Origin of the sequence: Bradyrhizobium sp. WSM471, from assembly GCF_000244915.1 — a bacterium.
Taxonomy (GTDB): Bacteria; Pseudomonadota; Alphaproteobacteria; order Rhizobiales; family Xanthobacteraceae; genus Bradyrhizobium.
Map to the genome: position 1 here is coordinate 1,878,946 of NZ_CM001442.1, position 20,948 is coordinate 1,899,893.

The following is a 20,948-nucleotide window of genomic DNA, read 5'->3' on the forward strand; positions in this document are numbered from 1 at the left end:
ATTAGGACTTGGAAGAAATGCAATCAAAGAATCAGCGCGCCTTGGCGGGTATGACGGTGATCGAGATCGGCAACGGAGCCGCAAGCGCATACTGCGGCCGGCTGCTCGCCGATGCCGGAGCATCGGTGACAGCCGTCAAGATGGTTGGCGACGCGCCGACGATCGTACGTGAACGGACCGACCCGGAGCAGGCTTTTTACGCCTACCTGTCTGCCGACAAGTTCGTGTCCGGCGCGCCATTGGAATTGGAGGCCATTCAACGTCTGTGCCAGGCGGCCGATGTCGTGTTAATCGGTGAAGACTCCAATTTCAGCGCGTTCGACGTCAATCCCAAGAAAGCAACCGTCGATCTAACGTGGTTCGGCCGTCAGGGCCCCTACGAGGCGTGGAAGGGAAGCGATCTTGTCATTCAGGCCCTGACCGCGATGCCACATCTCGCAGGGCCGGTCGGGGGGCCGCCTCTGCATGCAGGCGACCGTCACGCGACGATGATCGGCGGGGTCACAGCCTATATCGCGGCGCTCGCCGCAATGCTGGCCAAGCCAACCCAAGTTACGCGCCGTTTCGAGCTCAGCATTCTCGAGGCGAACCTCGTGGTCAGCGAAATGCACATTTATTATGTTGAACAAGACGGTGCGCCGATAAAGCGGCAGGGCGTCAACCGCTTTTCGCCTCATGGACCGCTTGGCATTTACCCTTGCAAGGACGGCTGGGTTGGCATCACTGCGACGACGCCGGATCAATGGAAATCGCTATGCATCGTCCTGGGGATGGAAAAGGAAGGGACCGACGAAAAGCTCGCGACACGACAGTTGCGGTTTGAGCGGCTCGATGAAGTCGAAAAGGCAATGATTAAGGCCCTAAGCGTGGGCACAGCTGAGCAGTGGGCGGAACGTGGCCGCAGCCACCGGGTCCCGATCGTGGTGGTGCCCGACGCTGCCGGAATTTTGATCCATCCAATTTTCGCGGCGCGTGAGTCGCTTGCAAAACTATTCACGCGAAGCGGCCTGTTCAAGGTGCCTCGCACCCCGTTCAGTCTCAGCAAGACGCCAACGCGTGAGACGCTCAACGCGGTGGACGGCGAGCTAATCGCTCAACCAGGGCCGTCTGCTCATGCATCGCATGGAGAGCCGCTTCAGCATGACTCGCCTTTATCCGGCCTCACGGTTGCGGATTTTACAATGGGGTGGGCCGGACCGTTGGCGAGCCGGTTGCTTGCCGACTTGGGCGCGGAAGTTCTGAAAATCGAGGCGGGCCGCTATCCCGATTGGTGGCGAGGCGTGAACTGGACGCCGGAATATATCGCGGCAAAGCAATATGAGAACACCAAGCACTACTGCGCACTTAATCGCGGCAAGCGCGGTATCAGCCTCGACCTCACGAGCCCTGCTGGCAAGAAGCTCGCGCTCGCACTTGTTGCCAAGGCCGACGCTGTCATCGAGAACCAGGCTGCCGGCGTAATGGACAAGCTGGGCCTAGGGTACGCCGATCTCGTCGCGGTGAACGCCAACATCATCATGACCTCAATGTCCGCGTTCGGAACTGGCAACGCCTGGTCAGGCACGCGTGCATACGGTTCGACCTTAGAACAAGGGTCCGGGCTGCCCCATTTCATGGGCGGTCCCGGTACGCCACCGACGATGGCGCATATGGCCTACGGCGATCCGGTCGGCGGCCTCTACGGCTGTGCCTCACTTCTTACAGCTCTGCTTCACAAGCGTCGTACCGGCGAGGGACAATACGTCAATATCAGTATGGTGGAATCGATGCTGCAGTTCACCACGCCGGCACTGCTGCAATATCAGGCCGATCCCACCGCTCCGCTGCGCCGGGGGAACCGACATTCGTTCTTTGCGCCGCACGGCATCTACCCGTGCGCAGGCGAGGACCGGTGGCTCGCCATCGCTGTCGAAAGCACAGAGATGTTCGCAAGCCTCGCGCGCGTGATCGGACACAGCGAATGGATTGGGGATGCAGGATTCGACTTGGCTGAATCTCGAAGGCGACGCCACGACGAGATCGATGCTGCCATCTCGGCTTGGACGAAAAAGCAGGAGCCACATCAAGCGGCCGCGATACTCCAACAGGCTGGTGTTGCGGCAGCTCCCGCCTTGCACACCGAGGAGATTTTGAAAAACCCACACCTTATCGCGGCCGGCTTCTTTATCGATCTTATTCGCGAGATCTCAGGACCGCAGCGTCAAGCAGGCGTTGCTATCTTGCAAGACGGCAAACGTCTCGGAGCGCACACCCCGGCGCCGCTACTTGGCGAGCACAGCTGGCCGGTTCTTGAACGGCATGTCGGACTCGAGCGCGCGCCCTACGAGGCGCTGGTGAATGAGGGTGTTATCACCTTCGCTCCAGCATCACTTCGGAGCATGCCGCGGAAACCAGACGATCAGTGCTTACCTAAGAACGCGAAGGGCTGAGGCCCCCCACACGTCGGCCTACCCCCAATTCAGGCGCGGGCGAAATCGAGCGGGATCCGCGGGTGTGACGCCGCCACGGCGCCTCTTAAGCGTCTTGGGTAGCGGTATGAGACATGCTGTCGCCCGACCCTCGTTCCATCAAGCCCACTGGACGCCGCCATCTAATGAACGTAGATCACCTGGCGGTTTTTTGCCTATGCGCCTGCACTTGCACCGAGATCGACGGGAATGCATGTGCCATTGATTCCGGAAGCGCAAGGGCTCGCGAGAAAACCAATGACCGCTGCGACCTCACGAACATCGACAAAGCGATTCCCTGGCTGCGCCGCGCGGAAAAGAGCAACTACCTCGTCGATGCTCACACCTCGGTTTGCAGCCTGAGCCTCTAGCTGACCTCGCATTAGCGCGGTATCCATCCAGCCCGGCGCGACGGCGTTGATAGTCAGACCATGGACCGCACCTTCCAAAGCGGCAACGCGGACCAGACCGAGAGCTCCGTGCTTTGCGGCAGTGTACGCAACCTTCTGGCGTGCACCACCGTAGCTCGCCACTGACGCGGTGACGACAACGCGACCACCGGGAGTTTTCGTCAAAGCCGACCATGCAGCCTTTAGTGCGAAGAAGGGGCCATCCAGCATCACCGCTCGAAGGCGATCCCATTCGACATCTGGAAAACGATCCAGTGGTGACACGAATTGACATCCAGCATTCAACACGAGGACGTCAAGACGCCCAGTGGTGGCGAGTACATGCGCGACCATGTCCCGATTTCCGCTCGCAGTGGAGAGATCCGCATGGAAGACGCCATCGCCGCCAATGTCCGCGCCATACACGAGGGCGCCGCGGTCGCGCAGTTCGGCCACGATGGCTTTCCCAAGCCCTCCTGCGGCTCCCGTAACGAGCGCTACTCGCCCCTCAAGCGTCCATCCGTCCGCGCCGGACCGCTGTTCGTCGCGCTTGGCCATTCATTTTGTCTCTTAGCTGACCGGTTGCATGGCGTCGCCTTCCATAGCGAACTATACACTTTAGTTTGTGTTGAATGCTCCAAATGCAAATCGTTGCGCAGAAATTATGCGTCAAATCCCAATAATTCTCCGGAATCAGGCTCGGTTCCGGAGCACCTTCGCGAAGCAAAAGCCGGTTGACTTCGGAGCGGTGGTGTCGGGAGTCCCTTGGTGAGGCGAGCCGCGCACTCGTGATCGAGTGGAGAGGAATCGCGTCTCCCGGCGCTAGATAGATCTGGTCGCGTTGACGGCGATTGAATCCTCAAGCGACGATCGAAGCGAGCGATCTAAGAGCAATCGGAGTGCACGTGCTCCTTCTTACAGATGAGGCATACAGGAGTCGCTCAGTCTCGGAGGGGGCTTGCTGCTTATGGCTCGCTAATCACCATTGCCCCTTGACCTTTATGTTAGTAGCCTTGCGAAGAGCATCGCTTGGCTTCGGCCTCCCGCCGATTGCCAGAATTAGGATGGGCGCAGCGACCAGACAGCCGACAGAAAATTCGGCAAAACTAGCAAATGTGTGGCTCAAAGGCATCCGCAACGTCAGTGGGCAAGTGCTATGTACGTGTCCCCACTAACACATGGAAGCTGCGCCGGTTTCTGATCAATCGCAGATTTTCGGCTTGCGACGCTGCAGATTAGCGCGATTTCCGTTCGATCCGCGGAGCATATTGAGTGTCGTGCATCGCGCCACGCTTACGGCTATTCATCCTCCCATTTCCGATTCGACGCGCCGAGAGAGAAGTGGTTTGCGGACGAAACTACGCGGCAAGCGCAAGACGGGTGGACATTAATTTTGACCGCATCTTTCTTTGCAGGGGCCTGCGGTCAGAGCGACGCGTCCAAAGAGATCAGCCGGCCTTTCCTACGGCAATCCGTCGATGTCGGGGAATATCGTCCAGGCCGGTAATCCACAGATGCGATCGAAAAACACTCAAATGAAAGAGGATCGATGAAGATCTTGGTGCCGGTAAAGCGGGTGGTCGATTACAACGTCAAGGTCCGCGTCAAGAGCGATGGATCGGGCGTTGAACTCGCCAACGTCAAAATGTCCATGAACCCGTTCGACGAAATTGCGGTCGAAGAAGCGCTGCGCCTGAAGGAAGCCGGCAAGGCGACCGAAGTCGTGGTGGTCTCCATCGGGCCGGCGCAGGCGTCGGAAACGATCCGCACCGGTCTCGCCATGGGCGCCGATCGCGGCATCCTGGTGAAGGCAGAGGGCGCGGTCGAGCCGCTCGCGGTCGCCAAGATCCTGAAGAAGATTGCGGACGAAGAGCAGCCGGGCCTGATCATTCTCGGCAAGCAGGCGATCGACGACGACAGCAATCAGACCGGCCAGATGCTGGCCGCGCTGCTCGGCTGGTCGCAGGCGACCTTCGCCTCGAAGCTCGAGGTTGAAGGAAGCGACTTCAAGGTCACCCGCGAAGTCGACGGCGGCTTGCAGACCGTGAAGCTGAAGGGACCGGCGATCGTCACCACCGATCTCCGTCTCAACGAGCCGCGCTATGCGTCGCTGCCCAACATCATGAAGGCCAAAAAGAAGCCGATCGCGGACAAGACCGCCGCCGATTACGGCGTCGATCTCACCGCGCGCCTAGAGGTTCTCAACACGACCGAGCCGGCGGGCCGCAAGGCGGGCGTCAAGGTCAAGGACGTCGCCGAGCTGGTGTCGAAACTCAAGAACGAAGCCGGGGTGCTCTGATGACGACGCTTCTGATTGCCGAACACGACAATGCGTCGCTCAAGGATGCGACCAACAAGGCCCTGACCGCAGCGGCCGCGCTCGGCGCGGACGTCGAGGTTCTGGTGGCCGGTGAGAACGCCAAGGCTGCGGCGGAAGCCGCCGCAAAGCTTGCCGGTGTGAAGAAAGTGCTGCTCGCCGACGGCGCGCTTTACGCGCACGATCTGGCCGAGCCACTGGCCGCGCTGATCGTTTCGCTGGCGCCGTCCTACGACGCCATCGTCGCGCCCGCGACCTCGCGCTTCAAGAACGTGATGCCGCGCGTCGCAGCCCTGCTCGACGTCATGCAGGTCTCGGAAATCACCAAGGTGGTTGCCCCCGACACCTATGAGCGTCCGATCTACGCCGGCAACGCTATCCAGACGGTGAAGTCGAAGGACGCCAAGAAGGTCATCACGGTGCGCACCTCCACCTTCGCCGCAGCAGGTGAAGGCGGCAGCGCGTCGGTCGAGAGCGTCGCGGCGGCGGCTGATCCGGGCCTGTCGTCCTTTGTCGGCGAGGAAGTCGCCAAGAGCGACCGTCCCGAGCTGACCTCGGCCACGATCATCGTCTCCGGTGGCCGCGCCATGCAGAGCCGCGAGAACTTCGCAAAGTACATCGAGCCGCTCGCCGACAAGCTCGGCGCTGGCGTCGGCGCTTCGCGTGCGGCGGTGGACGCGGGCTATGCCCCGAACGACTGGCAGGTCGGCCAGACCGGCAAGGTCGTGGCCCCCGAGCTCTATGTCGCGGTCGGCATTTCCGGCGCGATCCAGCATCTGGCCGGCATGAAGGACTCCAAGGTGATCGTCGCGATCAACAAGGATGAGGACGCGCCGATCTTCCAGGTTGCCGATTACGGCTTGGTCGCCGACCTCTACCAGGCGGTTCCGGAGCTCACCGAGGCACTCGGCAAGTAGCGCCGATTCTGCCCAGAATCGAAAGGTTCTCAATTGTGGGCGACCAGTGCGCAATTGACTTCCTTGTGAAACGAGACAGCCATGCACCGTGGCGAGTCTCGATACCGTTTCGATCCTGGAGGAGAGGTCGCCGTTGTCTCGGTCTCCACAATAAAGCTTCCAGGACCTATTCGATCGCGGTACAGCGCCGATCGCAATTTGCGTGCCTCGCTGCCTATTTGGAGTAGGCCAAGTAAGCTCAAGGCGGATGACAGCCTGATTGCCCGACTGCGGCGGACTCGATTCCGCCGATAAACTGCATAAAATCGCAGGATCCTTCGATAATATTCGTTAGGTCGGGTTATAGAAAGTAAATTCGGTAGCTGAGGTGGTGTACCGATGTATTATCGCGCAGCGAGCTTTCGCTTTGTTCCGCAAAGCGTAATTTTACGCGACAACATGGAGCCTACAACGATGGCAATCGCAAAAGCGCCGCAGGCCTTCCCAAGAACAGAATATCTGCGCAGATTGGCAGCAGTCAAATCGGAAATGGCCCGGCGTGAAATCGATGCACTTATCATTTCGAGTTGGGGCAATATCACTTATCTGACCGGCAACGTGACGCGTATGCTGGCTGTGCATGCGCTTGTCGTCTCGATCCAAGATGAAGAGCCGACTCTTATCGTACGCAAGATGTGCGCGCCAGGAGCAGCTCACCAGAGCTTCATGGCCCGAGAAAAGATTATCGGCTACTCGGAAAATCTAGTAGGTAAGGCAAATACCGACGGCTACGATGCGGTGATTGATTTCCTCCATGACGTCGGTGTGGCGCAGGGCGGGATTGGCCTTGAACAGGGCAACCTAATGGCCCCGGCCGTAGAGAAGTTCATAGGGAAATTGCCGCAGGCCCGGATCGTCGATTGCACGAGAGTGGTGGACTGGATCCGCGGCGTCAAATCAGACCTGGAGATCGCGGTTATGCGCGAGGCTGCCGCGCTTGCTGACGCGGCCGTTATGCGGGCTAGAGACGTTATCCGCCCTGGTGTGCGAGAAGCCGATGCAGCAGTTGAGATCATGGCGGCGCAGGTTAATGGCGTTAAGGGCGGTCCCGCTGCGACCGGATTGCGGCCGCCGTTGATTTCCTCAACCCCGCGCACGGGTACGCCCCATATTTTGTGGAGCGAGAGTGTCTTCAGCGATGGCATGCAGATCAATTCGGAAGTCAGCGGAAATCGGTATAACTATCTTGCAGCTCTTATGCGTACCTTCTCAATCGGTGCGCCTGCCGACCGCGTACGCCGTCTACATGATGCGCAGGTCGCTGCTATCGAAACGGCACTCGATCTCATCCGACCTGGACGCACTTGCAGTGAGGTCGCGCACGCCATGTACAGCGCGATTGAGAAGCACGGCTTTCCGAAGGAATCGCGATGTGGCTATTCCATTGGCATCGAAAATCAATTCACTGCTTGGATTGAACCGACCGCAAGTTTTGGCAGGGAAGATATGACTGTTCTCCAGACCAACATGACCTTTCATCTGATGCTCGGTAACTGGGTTGAGGAGGAGTTCGGCGTTACGGTGAGCGAAACAATCCGCGTAACTGACACGGGTGTTGAGGCGCTGACTTGTGCGCCGCGCGAGCTCTTTGTACTCTAATTGAGTGATAGTCCGGTCCCCACAGCTTGGTGAAATGACACATTGAGACCCCACTAAATCGATCACGCGCCGCATAATGGTCCTCAGACATTGGCCGGGGTCGTGAGTAAAATCGACCGCGAGATAACTCAAGATCATCTTGGAGAGCGGAGGAGAAACCGCGGAAAGTCCGGTTGCAGCCGACCGTGGGCAGGCCTCAAGCGAGCGGTCAAGGAACTGACGTAGTCGTACTTGGTGTAGTGAGCCGAATATCGAATATCTGCACAACCTAGATCAGGGTTTTCTTGGTTCGAATCATATCACCGAACGAGCGAACTTGGAGAAGAAGCCCTCGATGAGGTTGAGCCACGAGCCTTGCTTGGGCGTTAAGGTGAACTCGAAGCGCCCGCTTGGTCGGGTAGCGGGCCAGGCTCTGGTTTCTCTCGAGATGTGCGCGGAATGATTGTCGAGGATCAACTTGATCGTGGTGCTCCTCGGATAAGCGACATCGAGAAGTCTGAGGAGTTCTATGAACTCGCGGCTGCGGTGACGGTCTCTGACGAGAGCGTGGACCTTGCCGGGGAGCAGATCAATCCCGGCCAACAGGCTGAGCGTGCCGTGCCGCTTGTACTCGTGGTCGCGCGCAAAGCCGGCGTGGATGCCGGGTTCGGGCGGCAAATCCGGCGCCGTCGTTGCGATGGCCTGGATTCCCGGCTTTTCGTCGCACGACACGATCGCCACCGGCTTTCCCCGTCTCTTCGACTTGGCAGGGGCGTTTTTCAGGACTGCGACTTCACGATAGACGCACAGGACCTCGGCCATCTTCCGTTGGAACTCAGCATCGCGATTTTCAAGATAGTAGCGCACCTTGTGTGGCTTGATTTCCTCCTTGCCGAGGATCTTGCACACCGTTCCCTGGACCAAATTGGTCAAGCATGCATGCTCTGCCGCCGGCCCGTGTTCGCGCGCATGGCGCGCCAACAGCCGCGTCGTCCACAACTCATGTGGATAGCCATGGTCCTTCGCCTCGTCACACGCCAACGACACCAACCAGGCTTTGGCCTCAGGCGTGATGGTTGGTTGCTTGCCGGGGCGCGGGCGATCGTAAGGGCGGCCAGCGGCCCATCGGCCAGCGCTCGCTCGACACAGCGCTGCACCGTCTGATGATGGACTCCGAGTCTTTGGCCCACTGCGCAAAACACGAAGGGTTCTCGCGATAGGCCAGCAGCATCTGCGCCCGCGACACCCGTCTCGCGACTTCAGTTCTCGACCGCGAAAGAGCCGCCAATGTTGCGATCTCTTGGTCGGTCTTCGCCAACTCGACCGCTCGCCGCCATCCAGCCATGATACGGCTCCTCGTTTTGCCGACCGCAAACGAGGAATCCGCCAACTGCCCGTCCGTTCCACCCATTCAGCCTGCTCCAGCATCGCAGGTTTCATGGAATCGATCGTCTAGTGAATGCAGTATAGCTGCCGCAAATGCAATCGGCAGCGATAGCGCGTGCGTCGTGTCGGTGTCTTTGTGGCTGGTTGGCGAGGTGCTGCTCAATGACGGAAACCTGCTGCGCAACCAACCTTCTTAGACCAGTACTTAGTCCACTACCTGAGCCACGGCGCCGCCGACCCATGCCGCTGCGCCACTTCGAGAACATGCTTCTCCGCTGCGTGCACACTTGAGCGCGAGCTGACGGCTCGGTGAGTGGCCCCAAAATAAGCGCTTTGGAGAGCGCCTTGCAGAGCTTGGCTGATACAGCGGCGTTGCTGTCTGAGCACCGTGAGCCCGCTCAAGACCACGGAATGGTTCGGCCTAGGCGCACGGCACGGCAGGCGCATTTCGCTGCGACATGCAAGAGGGCGTCTTTCTGTCGACGATCAAGGCAAGTAAGTTTTGCGAAGAACTCAGATCGAGTGACCGGATACAAACAGCGGGCCGCCAACCCGTGGGCGGAACTTGCGCGGGATCGACAGATAGTGAAATCCACCAAAGATCGCGCTTCGGACGCTCAATTCACCCATAGAGAGGGGGGATATTTGCATAAATAAGTACGGAACTATTTTTATACTACGTAATCATTTTGTGAATGTCAGCGGGTTGACCCAGCGGAATCCAATTAGGAGGCCACTGCACTATGACCGTCTACGTACCGACTGTTCTCGATCTTGCCAACCCTCGGGATCCTAAACCGGCGACTGGCGCAGAGCTAATCGTTTCCCCGCCTTATGGAGTTCGTTCACGTGCGCGGTCCTTCGTTAAAAATGACATTCTATCGAGATTTTCGCTGCAAGATCTTGCAGCGGCCGGTGAACTCCTCGAGCCGATTGTGCTGAAGGATCGCATGGTCCTCCAAGAGCCCAAGAGACGTGTTGATCATGTCTACTTCATCGAATCCGGCCTCATCTCTCTAAGGGTGGTCGCAGCGGGAAACATCCTTGAGAACGCTGTGATAGGCCATCAAGGCGCCGTCGGTGCTTCGCTCTTGGTGGGAGGGCATCTTTCAACACATCAATCTGTTGTAATTGTTGCCGGAAGTGCGCACAGAATGCGCATCGAGGACCTGCGCCGGGTGATGCACGAGCGTCCTGAAATCCGCGAACATCTACTTCGGTACGTTCAAGCACTGAGCTTGCAGTGCGCTCAAACAGGATTGTGCGGAGTTTGGCACGATTGCGAGAAGCGCCTTGCTTCTTGGCTCTGTTTGGCCAGCGATGCTGTTGATACGCATGTGCTTCCAGTGACGCACGATTATCTTGCTTCTGTGCTGGGATTACGTCGCGCTGGGGTAACGGAAGCTCTCATCCGATTTGAAAAACAACGGTTAATTCGCAAGATGCGCGGCATCTTGCATATCAATGACCGTCACGGCCTTGAGCAAAAGGCATGTAGTTGTTATAAGTTTATCTCGAGCGCTTATGCCTCAACTGAACCGGCAATTCAGTGATCGAACCGATTAGCGAATCTGCCAAGAGGCTCTCGTTTACAATGCTGTCAAGAGTTGACTCGGGCCTTGGGTACATCCGGCGCGTACTAAGCTACGGTGAACGCTGACATGATCCTCCATTAGTGCCGGCCAACTCCCTCTGTACTTTGCAAAAAGTTCGCCATCAGCCTGTCCCCTTCTCGCGTGAGGATCGATTCTGGATGGAATTGCACGCCGAAAGTTGGATCGAAGCAGTGTGATGGCCAAGATCCCGCCTTCCTCCGAACGCGCAGTCACTCTCAGCTAAGGCGCCCACGACCGATCCTGAGGCCCCAGGGATCAAATCGATGTCCCTCTCGACTTGTCTGGGAGAGACATTTTGACTCCTCTGCTAATGAGTCTTGTGCGCGCCCAACAATGTGGAGGTAGCCGCGACCATCGATCGTGCCGAGGTCTCCAGTGATGGAAAAAGCTGTCAACACGGAAATCTGCAGCTGTCCTATCCGGCATGTTCGAATAACCAGGGAAGACTGCCGGTCTCCGTCATTCCGGTAATGTTCGAGGAGTTTGTGATCAACTCTCTCTTTCCAAGCGCAATGGGTTTCCGCCAGTAGCGGCGCAGAGCCGGAAATGAAGAACCTCATAGCGGCTTGCTTTTAGATTCTTGCTTTGCAGCAGTCGATGTAGAACGTTGTCGCGCCCATCAGCACCGTCGAGCGGCTACATCACAGCAATGACGCCGTCGGCATCGCACTTCTGCATGAACAGAATACGAGCCGTACGGCGAACGTCACATTGCGGACTACGAACAGTCCGTGAACGTGGTATATTGGAAAAGCATGGATTAGAGGGTCTCCGTGCGAGTAACGCCATTGGCCGACCAGCCATCAGCCCGTTCACAAGATATTGCCACGACTCAACGTGGCACCCTAAGACCTCCCGACCTCCCGGTCGTGCCCGATATGTAGAGGATGGCTGCAAGATCGTCCGTCGCACGCGGCCTAATCGAAATCAGCAGCAAGGTTGCTGCAGGACCCATGAGCGTGCCCTTACCCTGCTGATCGAGGGTCTCGATCCGCCCGCCACCTTTGCAGCAATGGAACGCAGGTCAGCTTGCTGCCGCGGATCGCACAATTAATGTCCGTTGTGCGTCGAGGATAAAATATTCAGCCTCCACTGGCGTATATGCGGTATTAAGCTGCAGACAGGTCGCGCCAGCGCGGAGCGCCGCGACATAAAGTGCGAGACCGCCTCGACTGACTTTTCGATCTTAGCTGCGAAGCGATCGTTGAAGTCGATGCCAATGCGAACTAGCTAATTTGCGATACGGCCGCTGAGCGCACCGAGTTCGGCGTAGGTAACCGAGTTGCTGTCGTCTTTCTCGAAGCAGACAGACTGATCGGACGCCAGCGAGGCGAGCAGACGGTCGCATAAGTGCCAAGTCATAACGGGATCTTCCGCTTAGAGTGTGTCTGAGAGATCGGAACGAGATCGCGCGAAAAGAGCTTCCCGCGAAGCGCATTCTTCACTTTCTCCGAGGCAACGACTGTACCGTGCTCCGCAAAAGCCTCGTGGTTCGCCTCGATGTCGTCGAGCGCGTAAAGATAGTTAACCATAAGGCCATAGGATTGCATCATCCCCTTAGCCGATAGGTCACCCGAAAGATTCAGGCGCTCCAAGCGCGCGCCGTTGCCCAAGTGGAAGCGGGCGACCGGATCGAGCGGCTTCCCGGATGGAAGTTTTGCTCTGAGAAAATAGTAGGCAGCCAGCGACGTGAGAGCCCCTCTCGCATTCTCGATGTCACCGCCGTCCGCAAGCGCAGCCAGCGCGCGCCTCGTTTCCTCATTGACAACTGCCGAGGCCTCGATCCTCAATTCGCGCTTGATCCAAGCCGCGAATCCGGGAACAGGGGATAGCGTGGCGAAGGTCTTCAAGTCCGGAAGTTCGCGAGCGAGATCCTCAGCAACCTGCTTGATCAAGAAACTCCCAAATGAGACGCCTGCCAGTCCCTTTTGCGTATTTGAGATCGAATAGAACACTGCGGTCGTGGCGTGATGAGGGTCGATCGCGTGCCGCGATTTGTCCAGCAGCGGACCTATCGCTGATGGTATCTCCTTGGTTAGCGCGATCTCGACAAAGATAAGGGGCTCGTCGCTCAACTGCGGATGAAAGAACGCATAGCAGCGGCGGTCGGGTGGCGCTAGGCGGTTTCGCAGATCGTCCCAATCCTGGATTGCATGGACCGCTTCATACTTGATGAGTTTTTCGAGGATGTTGGCGGAAGTACTCCAGTCGATTGGTTTCAGCACGAGAAAGCCCCGGTTAAACCAGGATGAGAACAAATGAACAAAATCGTCATCGACCGGCTTGAGTTCAGGGTGCTTGGACAACAACGACAAGAGCACCTCCCGCATGCGCACAAGAGAAGCGGTTCCGCCAACCGCAGAATTAAGACGCCGTAAGAGCTCCTGCCGGCGTGGCTCCGCTGCCGTGTGAAGCCAGGCAAGCTGATTTTTGCCGCTGTCCTCGCTGCGCCTATAGGCGGCTATCGCCAGATCGACGGCGCGACGATCTGGCCCGAACCTGTCTACCAGGGAGGAGAGGAACTTTAACCGTTGTGGAGCAGCCGCCTGCTCGAAAGCGGCGAGGAGCGCTTGAGCGATTGCGACTCCAGAGGCCTCACCACGTCGAGATAGTAGAGCTTCGCCCAAGAGCTCGAGATCGTGATGATCAGAGTTGCCGTCCTGCGGCCTAATACGTAGTACCGCTCGACCGCGTTGCGTCATAGTTTCGATAAGAGTGTGCAGGAGTTCTGCCGGAATGAAACTTCCGCGCCTTGTATCTTTGAACATGGTTGATGCCTCCGCGATTTGTCGAGCGGTAAATGCCAGATCATCAAGTGGCCAAGCCAGAGGTGAAGCGTCAAACGTGACAAAGCGACTGCGTACCCCACTTGCAATTGAAACGACAGTGTGTTCGCGCCTGCATCTATCCGGCACATTTTTGCGGTCAGTGCACAGGCGCGCATCGAGCCTTATCGATGCGCGCCTATGGCCGGGCGGGACGCGAGACGCACAAGCAGGCGCCTCGTGTGTTGCTAAATGCCGCGGGCTCCTACGTCGCGAATGCACCAGATGGAAAATGTCGATTCAGCCGCGCGTTCTGCTTAGGATTTCACCGCCGATCCCATATTCGGAGTCCTACGATGATTGGCGGAGATTTTTGAGCGTCGCTCGCCTCTTTGCGCGGAGTTAGTGGCCACGCGCCCGTCACGGTGAGCTTGGGCTATGGCTGATTGCCGTGGCCGCCATCGATAAAAAATGTTTCCCGACAATGGATTGGCCTCCTATTGGTAGTATCCGAGAATGCTTCGGGTTAAGCTCTTGCTTACCCCATCAAGGTGTTTTGATCCTTATGTGTTCGATCACTCGGGACTGGGACGCGGTCGAACTACGAGCTCGCTGAGCTTTGCGGAGCAGGCCACACCGCAATCGGTGCCGCTATCGAACTGACGCTCTCTACTCGATTGATGGATTCCTGTAATATTTGGAGAAAAGTAGCCGGATGTATGCGCGCACTGCCAAGACCTGCCGACTCTCCTCCTCAATCTAAGGATACGTAGTCGACCCCCCGCTGGCATCCTAGCCGTCGGCGCCCCTCCAGTAGGTCAGTCGTTCATGAATAAGCTTTATCCCGACTCGAAGTCGGCGCTCGAGGGCGTTCTGAATGATGGCATGATGATCATGTCGGGCGGCTTCGGCCTTTGCGGCATCGCCGAGACGTTCTCGGAGGCGATCCGCGACTCCGGCGTCTAGGGTCTGACGGTGGTCTCCAACAATGCCGGCGTCGACGGCATCGGCCTCAGCCGCTTGCTTGAAACCCGCCAGATCAAGAAGATGATCTCGTCCGATGTCGGCGAGAACAAGCTGTTCGCCCAGCAATTCCTCGCCGGCGAGCTGGAGCTCGAATTCAACCCGCAGGGCACGCTGGCCGAGCGCATCCGCGCCGGCGGCGCCGGTATCCCGGCCTTCTATACCAAGACCGGCGTCGGCACGCTGATCGCCGAGGGCAAGGAAGTGAAGGAGCTCGACGGCGAGAAGTATCTGATGGAGCGCGGCCTGTTCGCCAACCTTGCTATCGTGCACGCCTGGAAGGGCGCTACCGCCGGCAATCTGATCTACCGCAAGACCGCGCGCAACTTTAACCCGATGATGGCGACCGCCGGCAAGATCACGGTGGCCGAAGTCGGAGCATCTGGTTCCGGCGGGCGAGCTCAACCCCGTCCACATCCACACGCCCGGCATCTTCGTGAAGCGCATCGTCGAGGTCGGCACGGCCAAGAAGCGCATCGAATTCCGCAACACCCGCCCGCGCACCGCCGCTTAAGCGCATGATCCGGAGAAGTGGACACCGGTTTTCCCGACAACCGCCTTTGATGAATGAACGCAAAAAAAGACCGGCGAAAATTGCGCGCGGCGAAGTGGAGGGAGGAAACGCCCTAAGGGCCACTAGAGGAGAGCCGAGATGAGCCGATCACCGGCTTGTCGGAAAACTCCGACGCCCGAGAACATCAGCGGCGCGAGACACGTGATTGTCCCGTGCGCGATTATTAACATCGCAGAATGGTGCTCGGAGTTAAGGCAATTCTCATGGGCACCCGCATCTATTGTGCGAAATTGATTGGCTCGACGCACAGCATTCCCTATGGGGTTATGAGGCGCTATGACCCGTAACAATGGCTCTCGCCAATGCCAAGATAATCCGCACTCAACCTCATCGAGAAGGGCTTACGCGCAATCCCTTGGCTCAGACGACATCGTGGGGTGCAGATCGTCCGCATCCCCGCGGACTGCAAGGGTAACGAGGGTGGCTCCTCAATCTAGAACGACAGCAAAAACATGATCACCGCCTAGGCGGTCACAATCACCAGTAGCGCCGGACTGCGAGGGAGCTCGGAGCGCGCCTCCTAGTCGTTCGCCGCGTTGGCCAAATGCGAAACTTGGCCTCTTCGGGCCTTCCGCCAGCTATCAATCGCACCCCACGCTTGGGCGCGGCTGCGTCGCCTCCATTTGCGCTCGGAGGACGCTGGACGCAGGGTTCGATTCATAGTGGTACCACTAACCCTGTCTGATTCCGAGCAGGCGACTACGTTCAGAGTGGTTAACCCGGGTTTAGCCTCGTTTCTTGCCGCGCGCCGCCCCAGGCGCGGTAAGAGTAAGTCGGCGACGAGAATGGCAGGGCCTGGTACGCCAAGTAGTGTTGAGCTGGCCGCTCATCAGCGCCAACGCTTAGGGAGCAATCGTCGAATCCCAAGCAGCCGCGGCCAAAGCTGTCGCCGACGACGCTACATTGGCGGTGTCTCATGGGTAGCGAGTCGCCCTTCGAAAAGATCGGCGAAAGTTGTGAAGGTGTGAAGGGCTTGCGACGGCGTTTAGTCGTAGGGACTCCCGACATACGGGGAACGACCCATCGCATTCCGCACTCGAATGTTATCGAGGTGCTAGCTCTGATAGGCGCTCATACTTATCGGCAGCAATCATCCTAAGTATGACATTACCGCGTGAACATCTGGGCCCTAAGCGTATGGTCGGATGTTCGCGCGTTCGGCCGCAATCAAACTCTATCGGAGCAGTGCTACGGAACGAAAGTACGAATCGTACGCTTTTCTGCGCTGATCGTACAAATAGTACAGTTATGAGGCGGTCGAACCACGCTCGTTCCAGTGGCGCGCTTATCGGTACGATCCGTACGGAGTTTTCATGCCGCAACCTATCGCAATCTGTCAACGTGGCGATGCGAGCGGCGGAATGATCCGCGCCGCGACGCCGCTGGTTCAACATCAGTAGGCGTTCGAGAAGGCCCTTCAGATCGAGAATGATGGGGGCAGAGGTGGCAAGTCTCTGGGGTGAGAGCGGCCACTCTTGATGTGAAACGTTTGGAGGTCTTTAATGAAGATGGCGAAGCGCCTTTTTCTGGGTTCGGCGGCAGGTCTGATCGCGGTGGGCGGGGCGCAAGCAGCCGATCTCCCCGTCAAGGCCAAGGCGATTGAGTACGTGAAGGTGTGCTCACTATATGGTGCCGGTTTTTACTACATCCCAGGCACCGACACCTGTATTAAATTGGGCGGCTATGCGCGTGCGGAAGTCACCCTGAACACCAGCTACCATTTTGAAGCAGCCGACAACGGTGTGGGGGGCGCGCGTAACCGCCTTAGTGAGTATTACAGCGCGCGTGCTCGTCAAGACCTCTCGATCGATACGCGTACCGCCACCGAGTTCGGTGTGGTCCGCACCTTCGCCGAGCTGGCCTGGACCTTTACAGGGGGCGCCTATACCGGTGCCGGGAACGGGGGCACGAGCTATTCGACGGCGGTCGGTAATCAGGTCGCACAGGCTACGCCCGCTCTCTATTACACGTTCATCCAGTTCGCTGGCTTCACGTTCGGTAGAGCTACTTCACAGTTCAGCACCCCTTGGGCCCAGTATCCCGCGAATGCCTACGAGCTGCCAGGCTCCGCCGGGTGGGATCCCGTCAACGAATTCGCCTACACTTTTGACTTTGGCCAGGGCATCACGGCGTCGTTGTCTGCTGAAGATCAGGTCGCGAATAAGCAACTCGCTATCTGGAACGTGAGCGCGGCAACAGCTGCGGGCATGGCAACCGGTACATGGGGCGCGAACGACTTCGGCGGTTCGCGAGCTCCAGACCTCATCGCGTCGGTTACTGTTGATCAGGCTTGGGGTTACTTCAAAGGTTCATTTGCGGCGCATGACAACCATGCTGCATACTATGGCGCCTCAGAGATCACTGGCCATCCGGACGACAAGTGGGGCTGGGCGGGTCAGTTGGCACTGTCGATTAAGAACATCCCGACCGGTGCGGGTGACACAATCAACATGTCAGCGGTCTATACGAACGGTGCAAGCCGTTACAACTTCCAGGACTATATGGCGGCTCCTAGCTTCGCGATGTATGGAGGCACGGGTCTCGCGGGCGCGTACCAGAGCGTCAGCCTCGCTGGTGTGTCTGACTCGGTGTTCGCGAGTGGCTCCGGCCAGCAGTTAACCACGACATACGGTTTCAATGGCGGGTACACGCACAACTGGGATCCCCATTGGGCGAGCACCATCTTTGGTGCATATGCTGCCGTGCGTTACAATAATACTGCCAAAGGCTATATTTGCGGTGCCCTCGTGACAAACTTGGCGCTCTCAAGCGGCGGTGGAGGCTGTAACCCCGACTTTAACTACTCGGTTATCGGCACGAAAACGGGTTGGACGCCAGTCAAGAACCTGACTTTTTCGGCCGAGCTCGCATACATGATGCTCGATCAGAAGTTTGCAAGCGGAAGCACCGTGGCACTCCCGGCACAGTCCGCTATCGCCAAGCCTGGCGCCGCGTACGAGCTTAAGGACCAGGGCAGCTTCTCCATGTATTTTCGCGCCCAGCGCGTGTTCTGATTTCATAGTCAAACGAGCGGAAGGAGAAAGAGCGGTTCTATCACTCTAAGTTTAACCTCCAAGAAGGCCTCCGGTATGCCCACCGGAGGCCTTTTAATATGTTGAAACTCTCTGGCCAGCATCTGCGTCAAATATGCGATTGAGACTTGAGAACGTATCCATCCGAGCTAGGCCGCGGACAGGGGCTCACCGATTCCACCGCTTGAGGAGTTCGGGGTCCTCCTTGTGCATCCTGATGAGTTCCGTCAGGTTTTCGATGCCGAAGTCGGTGAACGCCATGACTGGTCGTCACCTATGCCGTAAACCCAGATGCGCCATCCTCTGTGTCCATTCCGTTCGCCACGTCCCAGAGCCATTGTGGATCTCGCGCTCGATCTCGAACAGCTGGTCAATCCGACGGACCGCTTCCAGCGCAATGGGCGAGATCGCTGTCGCCGACCGCCCGCGCCTCGCGTTCTGGGCGATATCGGCCAGTTCGAAGAATGCTCTGCGGCCGTGCGCCCAGCAGAAGGCGGCCGTGGCGAGCGCCGCCTTGCGCCCGGGATGGAAGAGCGCGTTGAACCCGCTATAGGCGTCGACTTGAAGGATGCCGGCGAAGTCCTGAAGATGCCGCGCCGGATGTTCGCCGCGCCGATCGCGCGAGGCGTAAAACAGCGCCGCCGACGGACCTTGCCCGCCAAATGGCCGATCGTCGCGGACATAATGAGATGGACGGTCCCCGCCCTGATAAGCTGCGAAAGGGCACCTCAAGAAGGAGGACAAGCTATGGTGACAATCGGGCTTGATATCTCGAAGAGCTGGTTTCAAATCCACTGGATTACGGCGGATGGAGAAATTATCCGCAAGAAGCTCGCCCGCGGCGCGGGAAGGTTCTCGATTTCTTTTCACGGCTTCCAAGTTGTCTCGTTGGTCTTGAGGCTTGCGGCAGCGCTCATCATTGGGCTCGTGAACTAATAAAGCTTGGTCACAAAGCACGTCTTATGCCGGCCCGCTACGTCCGAGCCTACGTGAAGACAAACAAGCATGATGCTGCTGATGCGGAGGCGTGCTGGGAAGCCGTCCAACGGCCTGGCATGCGCTTTGTCCCTGTAAAAACCGTCGAACAGCAGGGAATTTTAATGCTACATCGCACGCGAGATTTGCTTATTCGACAGCGCACAGGCGCGATAAATGCTCTGCGTGGTCATTTGGGCGAGTTGGGAATCGTGACCGGGAAGGGAAAAGCAAACGCGAGAGAGCTCATGGCACTCGTGGACGTTGACGAGCGCATCCCACAGAGCGCGCGTAGCGCTCTTTCAATCCTTGTCGATCAGATCGAAGACCTTGAGCTACACATTGAAAGCCACGAGAAAATGATCCTTGCAACTGCCAAAGACAATGAAGTCTGTCGGCGTCTCATGAAGGTGGCGGGCATCGGCCCATTTGCCGCCACCCGCCCTGGCGGCGTCTGTCGATCATCCACAACAGTTCGCTTCGGCAAGGCATTTCGCCGCCTGGCTTGGATTAGTACCGAAGCAGCATTCGACCGGGGGAAGGGAGCGTTTGGGGCGGTATCAGCAAGCGTGGCGACGGCTACATTCGTAAGTTGCTAATACATGGCGCCCGAGCGGCCGTTCATCGCGTCCGTATCCATCAGGTCACCAATACCTGGATAACAGAGCTGCTCGGCACGCGTCCCTTCAATGTCGTGACGGTGGCGCTCGCTCACAAAACTGCACGGATCGCTTGGGCGATCATGGCCAATGGTGAAGAATACCGCGCGCAAGTATAAATCGAGCGTGGTTCCGTTTGCGAGGGCAAAGCAGAGTGATGGCAACCGGTCGGACCGGGGTCGGCTAAGCCCGTTGGACCTATCGAGCTTCAGAGCTCGCCAACGTAATTGGGCGCCGATCCGCGGATCTCATCAAGGCTCGTGGCATGCCATAAAGCCGGATAGATAGCGGCAAACGATCGTTAGCCAAAACAAAGCAAATGGCCTTGCAAAGCGGGGACCGTCCATAGATAGGTCCAAATCCGCCCGGTGTCCGTCCTTCCCTTCGCCAGGATCGGGATCTTGGTGTCGTCGCCATGGAGGCTATCGGCGGAGAGCCATGGGCTTCGATCCGTTCAAAGATAGGGCTGACCGCGAACGCTCCGGCGCCAACGTGGTCCGCCAGCGTCGAGTCCGACAGGTCGATCCCCTCGCATTTGAAGCGCTGGCTCTGTCAGTTTAACGGTTTAACGGCTGATGCTGACCAAATTTGTCGAACAGGATCGTCGCCAGAAGCTGCGGTCCGATATAGCCCCGCGGCGTGGCATAGAACGGTGCCGGTGACTGTGTGATTGCCTCGCAGTCCCGGCAACTGAACTTCTCCCGCTCCGTGTCGATCACCTTGAACCGGCGTGGGATCTCCTCCAGCGTCGAGGTCACGCTTTCGCCGAGCTTCGACAGCCGCGCCGACCCGCAGCAGGGGCATTGCGTCGGAGCCGGCAGGACCACGCGTTCTCGCACGATGTCGTCGGGGAAGGCCTGGCGGACGGGCCGCCTGCGCTCAACGAGCGCACCGTCTGCGTCTTGCCTGCTGCCTTCTCGGCTGCAAGTTCATCCTCAGTTGCAGCCGCCTCAAGCTCCTGAAGCTCCAGCTCTAGCTGATCGAGCAGCCGCGCCGACCGCTCCGAGCGCGTGCCATAGAACGTCCGCGGCAGCTTCTCGATCTCGAGCTTGAGGTGGGCGATCAGCCCTTCAGTGCTCGATTGATTCGCGTGGGCATTGGCCGCTTCAGCAAGCTTGGCTTCCGTCGCAAGCCTTGCGGCGCGCTCGGCCAGGATCATTGCATGTGCAGCGGCGAGATCGGACAGCAGTCCGTCAGCGGCAGATCCCATAATCAGATGGAATCACATTCA

Annotated in this window: 10 protein-coding genes and 4 pseudogenes; 8 read left to right on the forward strand and 6 right to left on the reverse strand. The window is 58.3% G+C overall.

All coding sequences use genetic code 11. From position 1 onward, the window contains the following. The first annotated feature begins 17 nt into the window (after nt 1–17). Nucleotides 18–2,429 carry a CoA transferase gene (locus BRA471DRAFT_RS08255; protein ID WP_007606151.1) on the forward strand — a complete coding sequence of 804 codons (2,412 nt, stop codon included), beginning with the start codon at nt 18–20 and terminating at the stop codon, nt 2,427–2,429. 194 nt (nt 2,430–2,623) lie between these two features. Here the strand turns inward: BRA471DRAFT_RS08255 and BRA471DRAFT_RS08260 are convergent, their stop codons facing one another. Further along, complete coding sequence (locus tag BRA471DRAFT_RS08260) at nt 2,624–3,394, reverse strand: SDR family oxidoreductase (RefSeq protein ID WP_007606155.1); 771 nt, start codon at nt 3,392–3,394, stop codon at nt 2,624–2,626. A 991-nt stretch (nt 3,395–4,385) separates the two neighbouring features. On the opposite strand from BRA471DRAFT_RS08260, the gene BRA471DRAFT_RS08265 reads away from it, so the two are divergent. From BRA471DRAFT_RS08265 to BRA471DRAFT_RS08275, 3 genes are all read left to right on the forward strand, one after another. Beyond that, nucleotides 4,386–5,135: an electron transfer flavoprotein subunit beta/FixA family protein gene (locus tag BRA471DRAFT_RS08265; protein WP_007606157.1), complete on the forward strand. Its 750-nt coding sequence runs from the start codon at nt 4,386–4,388 to the stop codon at nt 5,133–5,135. Continuing rightward, on the forward strand, nt 5,135–6,070 hold the full coding sequence (locus BRA471DRAFT_RS08270) for an electron transfer flavoprotein subunit alpha/FixB family protein (RefSeq protein ID WP_007606159.1): 936 nt from the start codon (nt 5,135–5,137) through the stop codon (nt 6,068–6,070). Before BRA471DRAFT_RS08265 ends, BRA471DRAFT_RS08270 begins: the two co-directional genes overlap by 1 nt. Before the next feature lie 453 nt (nt 6,071–6,523). Next, nucleotides 6,524–7,708, forward strand: a complete 1,185-nt coding sequence (locus BRA471DRAFT_RS08275; protein WP_035974773.1) for a Xaa-Pro peptidase family protein — start codon at nt 6,524–6,526, stop codon at nt 7,706–7,708. Nucleotides 7,709–8,002: 294 nt separating this feature from the next. Here BRA471DRAFT_RS08275 and BRA471DRAFT_RS08280 read toward each other — a convergent pair whose 3' ends face one another. After that, nucleotides 8,003–9,127, reverse strand: a complete 1,125-nt coding sequence (locus BRA471DRAFT_RS08280; protein WP_083843182.1) for an IS630 family transposase — start codon at nt 9,125–9,127, stop codon at nt 8,003–8,005. A 689-nt stretch (nt 9,128–9,816) separates the two neighbouring features. On the opposite strand from BRA471DRAFT_RS08280, the gene BRA471DRAFT_RS36565 reads away from it, so the two are divergent. Further along, entirely contained in the window at nt 9,817–10,626 is an 810-nt protein-coding gene (locus BRA471DRAFT_RS36565) for a Crp/Fnr family transcriptional regulator (RefSeq protein ID WP_007606162.1), read from the forward strand. Between the two features lie 119 nt (nt 10,627–10,745). Here the strand turns inward: BRA471DRAFT_RS36565 and BRA471DRAFT_RS40255 are convergent, their stop codons facing one another. Both BRA471DRAFT_RS40255 and BRA471DRAFT_RS08285 read right to left on the reverse strand, forming a co-directional pair. Then, nucleotides 10,746–10,838, reverse strand: coding sequence for a hypothetical protein (locus BRA471DRAFT_RS40255; RefSeq protein ID WP_341850300.1), 93 nt, complete (start codon nt 10,836–10,838; stop codon nt 10,746–10,748). Nucleotides 10,839–12,047: 1,209 nt separating this feature from the next. Continuing rightward, nucleotides 12,048–13,457, reverse strand: coding sequence for a malonyl-CoA decarboxylase (locus BRA471DRAFT_RS08285; protein WP_007606164.1), 1,410 nt, complete (start codon nt 13,455–13,457; stop codon nt 12,048–12,050). An 825-nt stretch (nt 13,458–14,282) separates the two neighbouring features. Here BRA471DRAFT_RS08285 and BRA471DRAFT_RS08290 point away from each other — a divergent pair. Both BRA471DRAFT_RS08290 and BRA471DRAFT_RS08295 read left to right on the forward strand, forming a co-directional pair. Continuing rightward, nucleotides 14,283–14,991 (forward strand): annotated as a pseudogene (locus BRA471DRAFT_RS08290) (CoA transferase subunit A). A 1,562-nt stretch (nt 14,992–16,553) separates the two neighbouring features. Next, nucleotides 16,554–18,065: a porin gene (locus BRA471DRAFT_RS08295; protein ID WP_007606166.1), complete on the forward strand. Its 1,512-nt coding sequence runs from the start codon at nt 16,554–16,556 to the stop codon at nt 18,063–18,065. Nucleotides 18,066–18,401: 336 nt separating this feature from the next. Here the strand turns inward: BRA471DRAFT_RS08295 and BRA471DRAFT_RS38130 are convergent. Further along, nucleotides 18,402–18,767: pseudogene (locus BRA471DRAFT_RS38130) on the reverse strand (transposase); the annotation flags it as partial. A 63-nt stretch (nt 18,768–18,830) separates the two neighbouring features. On the opposite strand from BRA471DRAFT_RS38130, the pseudogene BRA471DRAFT_RS08300 reads away from it, so the two are divergent. Beyond that, a pseudogene (locus BRA471DRAFT_RS08300) lies at nt 18,831–19,836 on the forward strand (IS110 family transposase). A gap of 227 nt (nt 19,837–20,063) precedes the next feature. On the opposite strand, the pseudogene BRA471DRAFT_RS36570 reads toward BRA471DRAFT_RS08300, so the two are convergent. Continuing rightward, nucleotides 20,064–20,927 (reverse strand): annotated as a pseudogene (locus tag BRA471DRAFT_RS36570) (transposase); the annotation flags it as partial. Nucleotides 20,928–20,948: the final 21 nt, after the last annotated feature.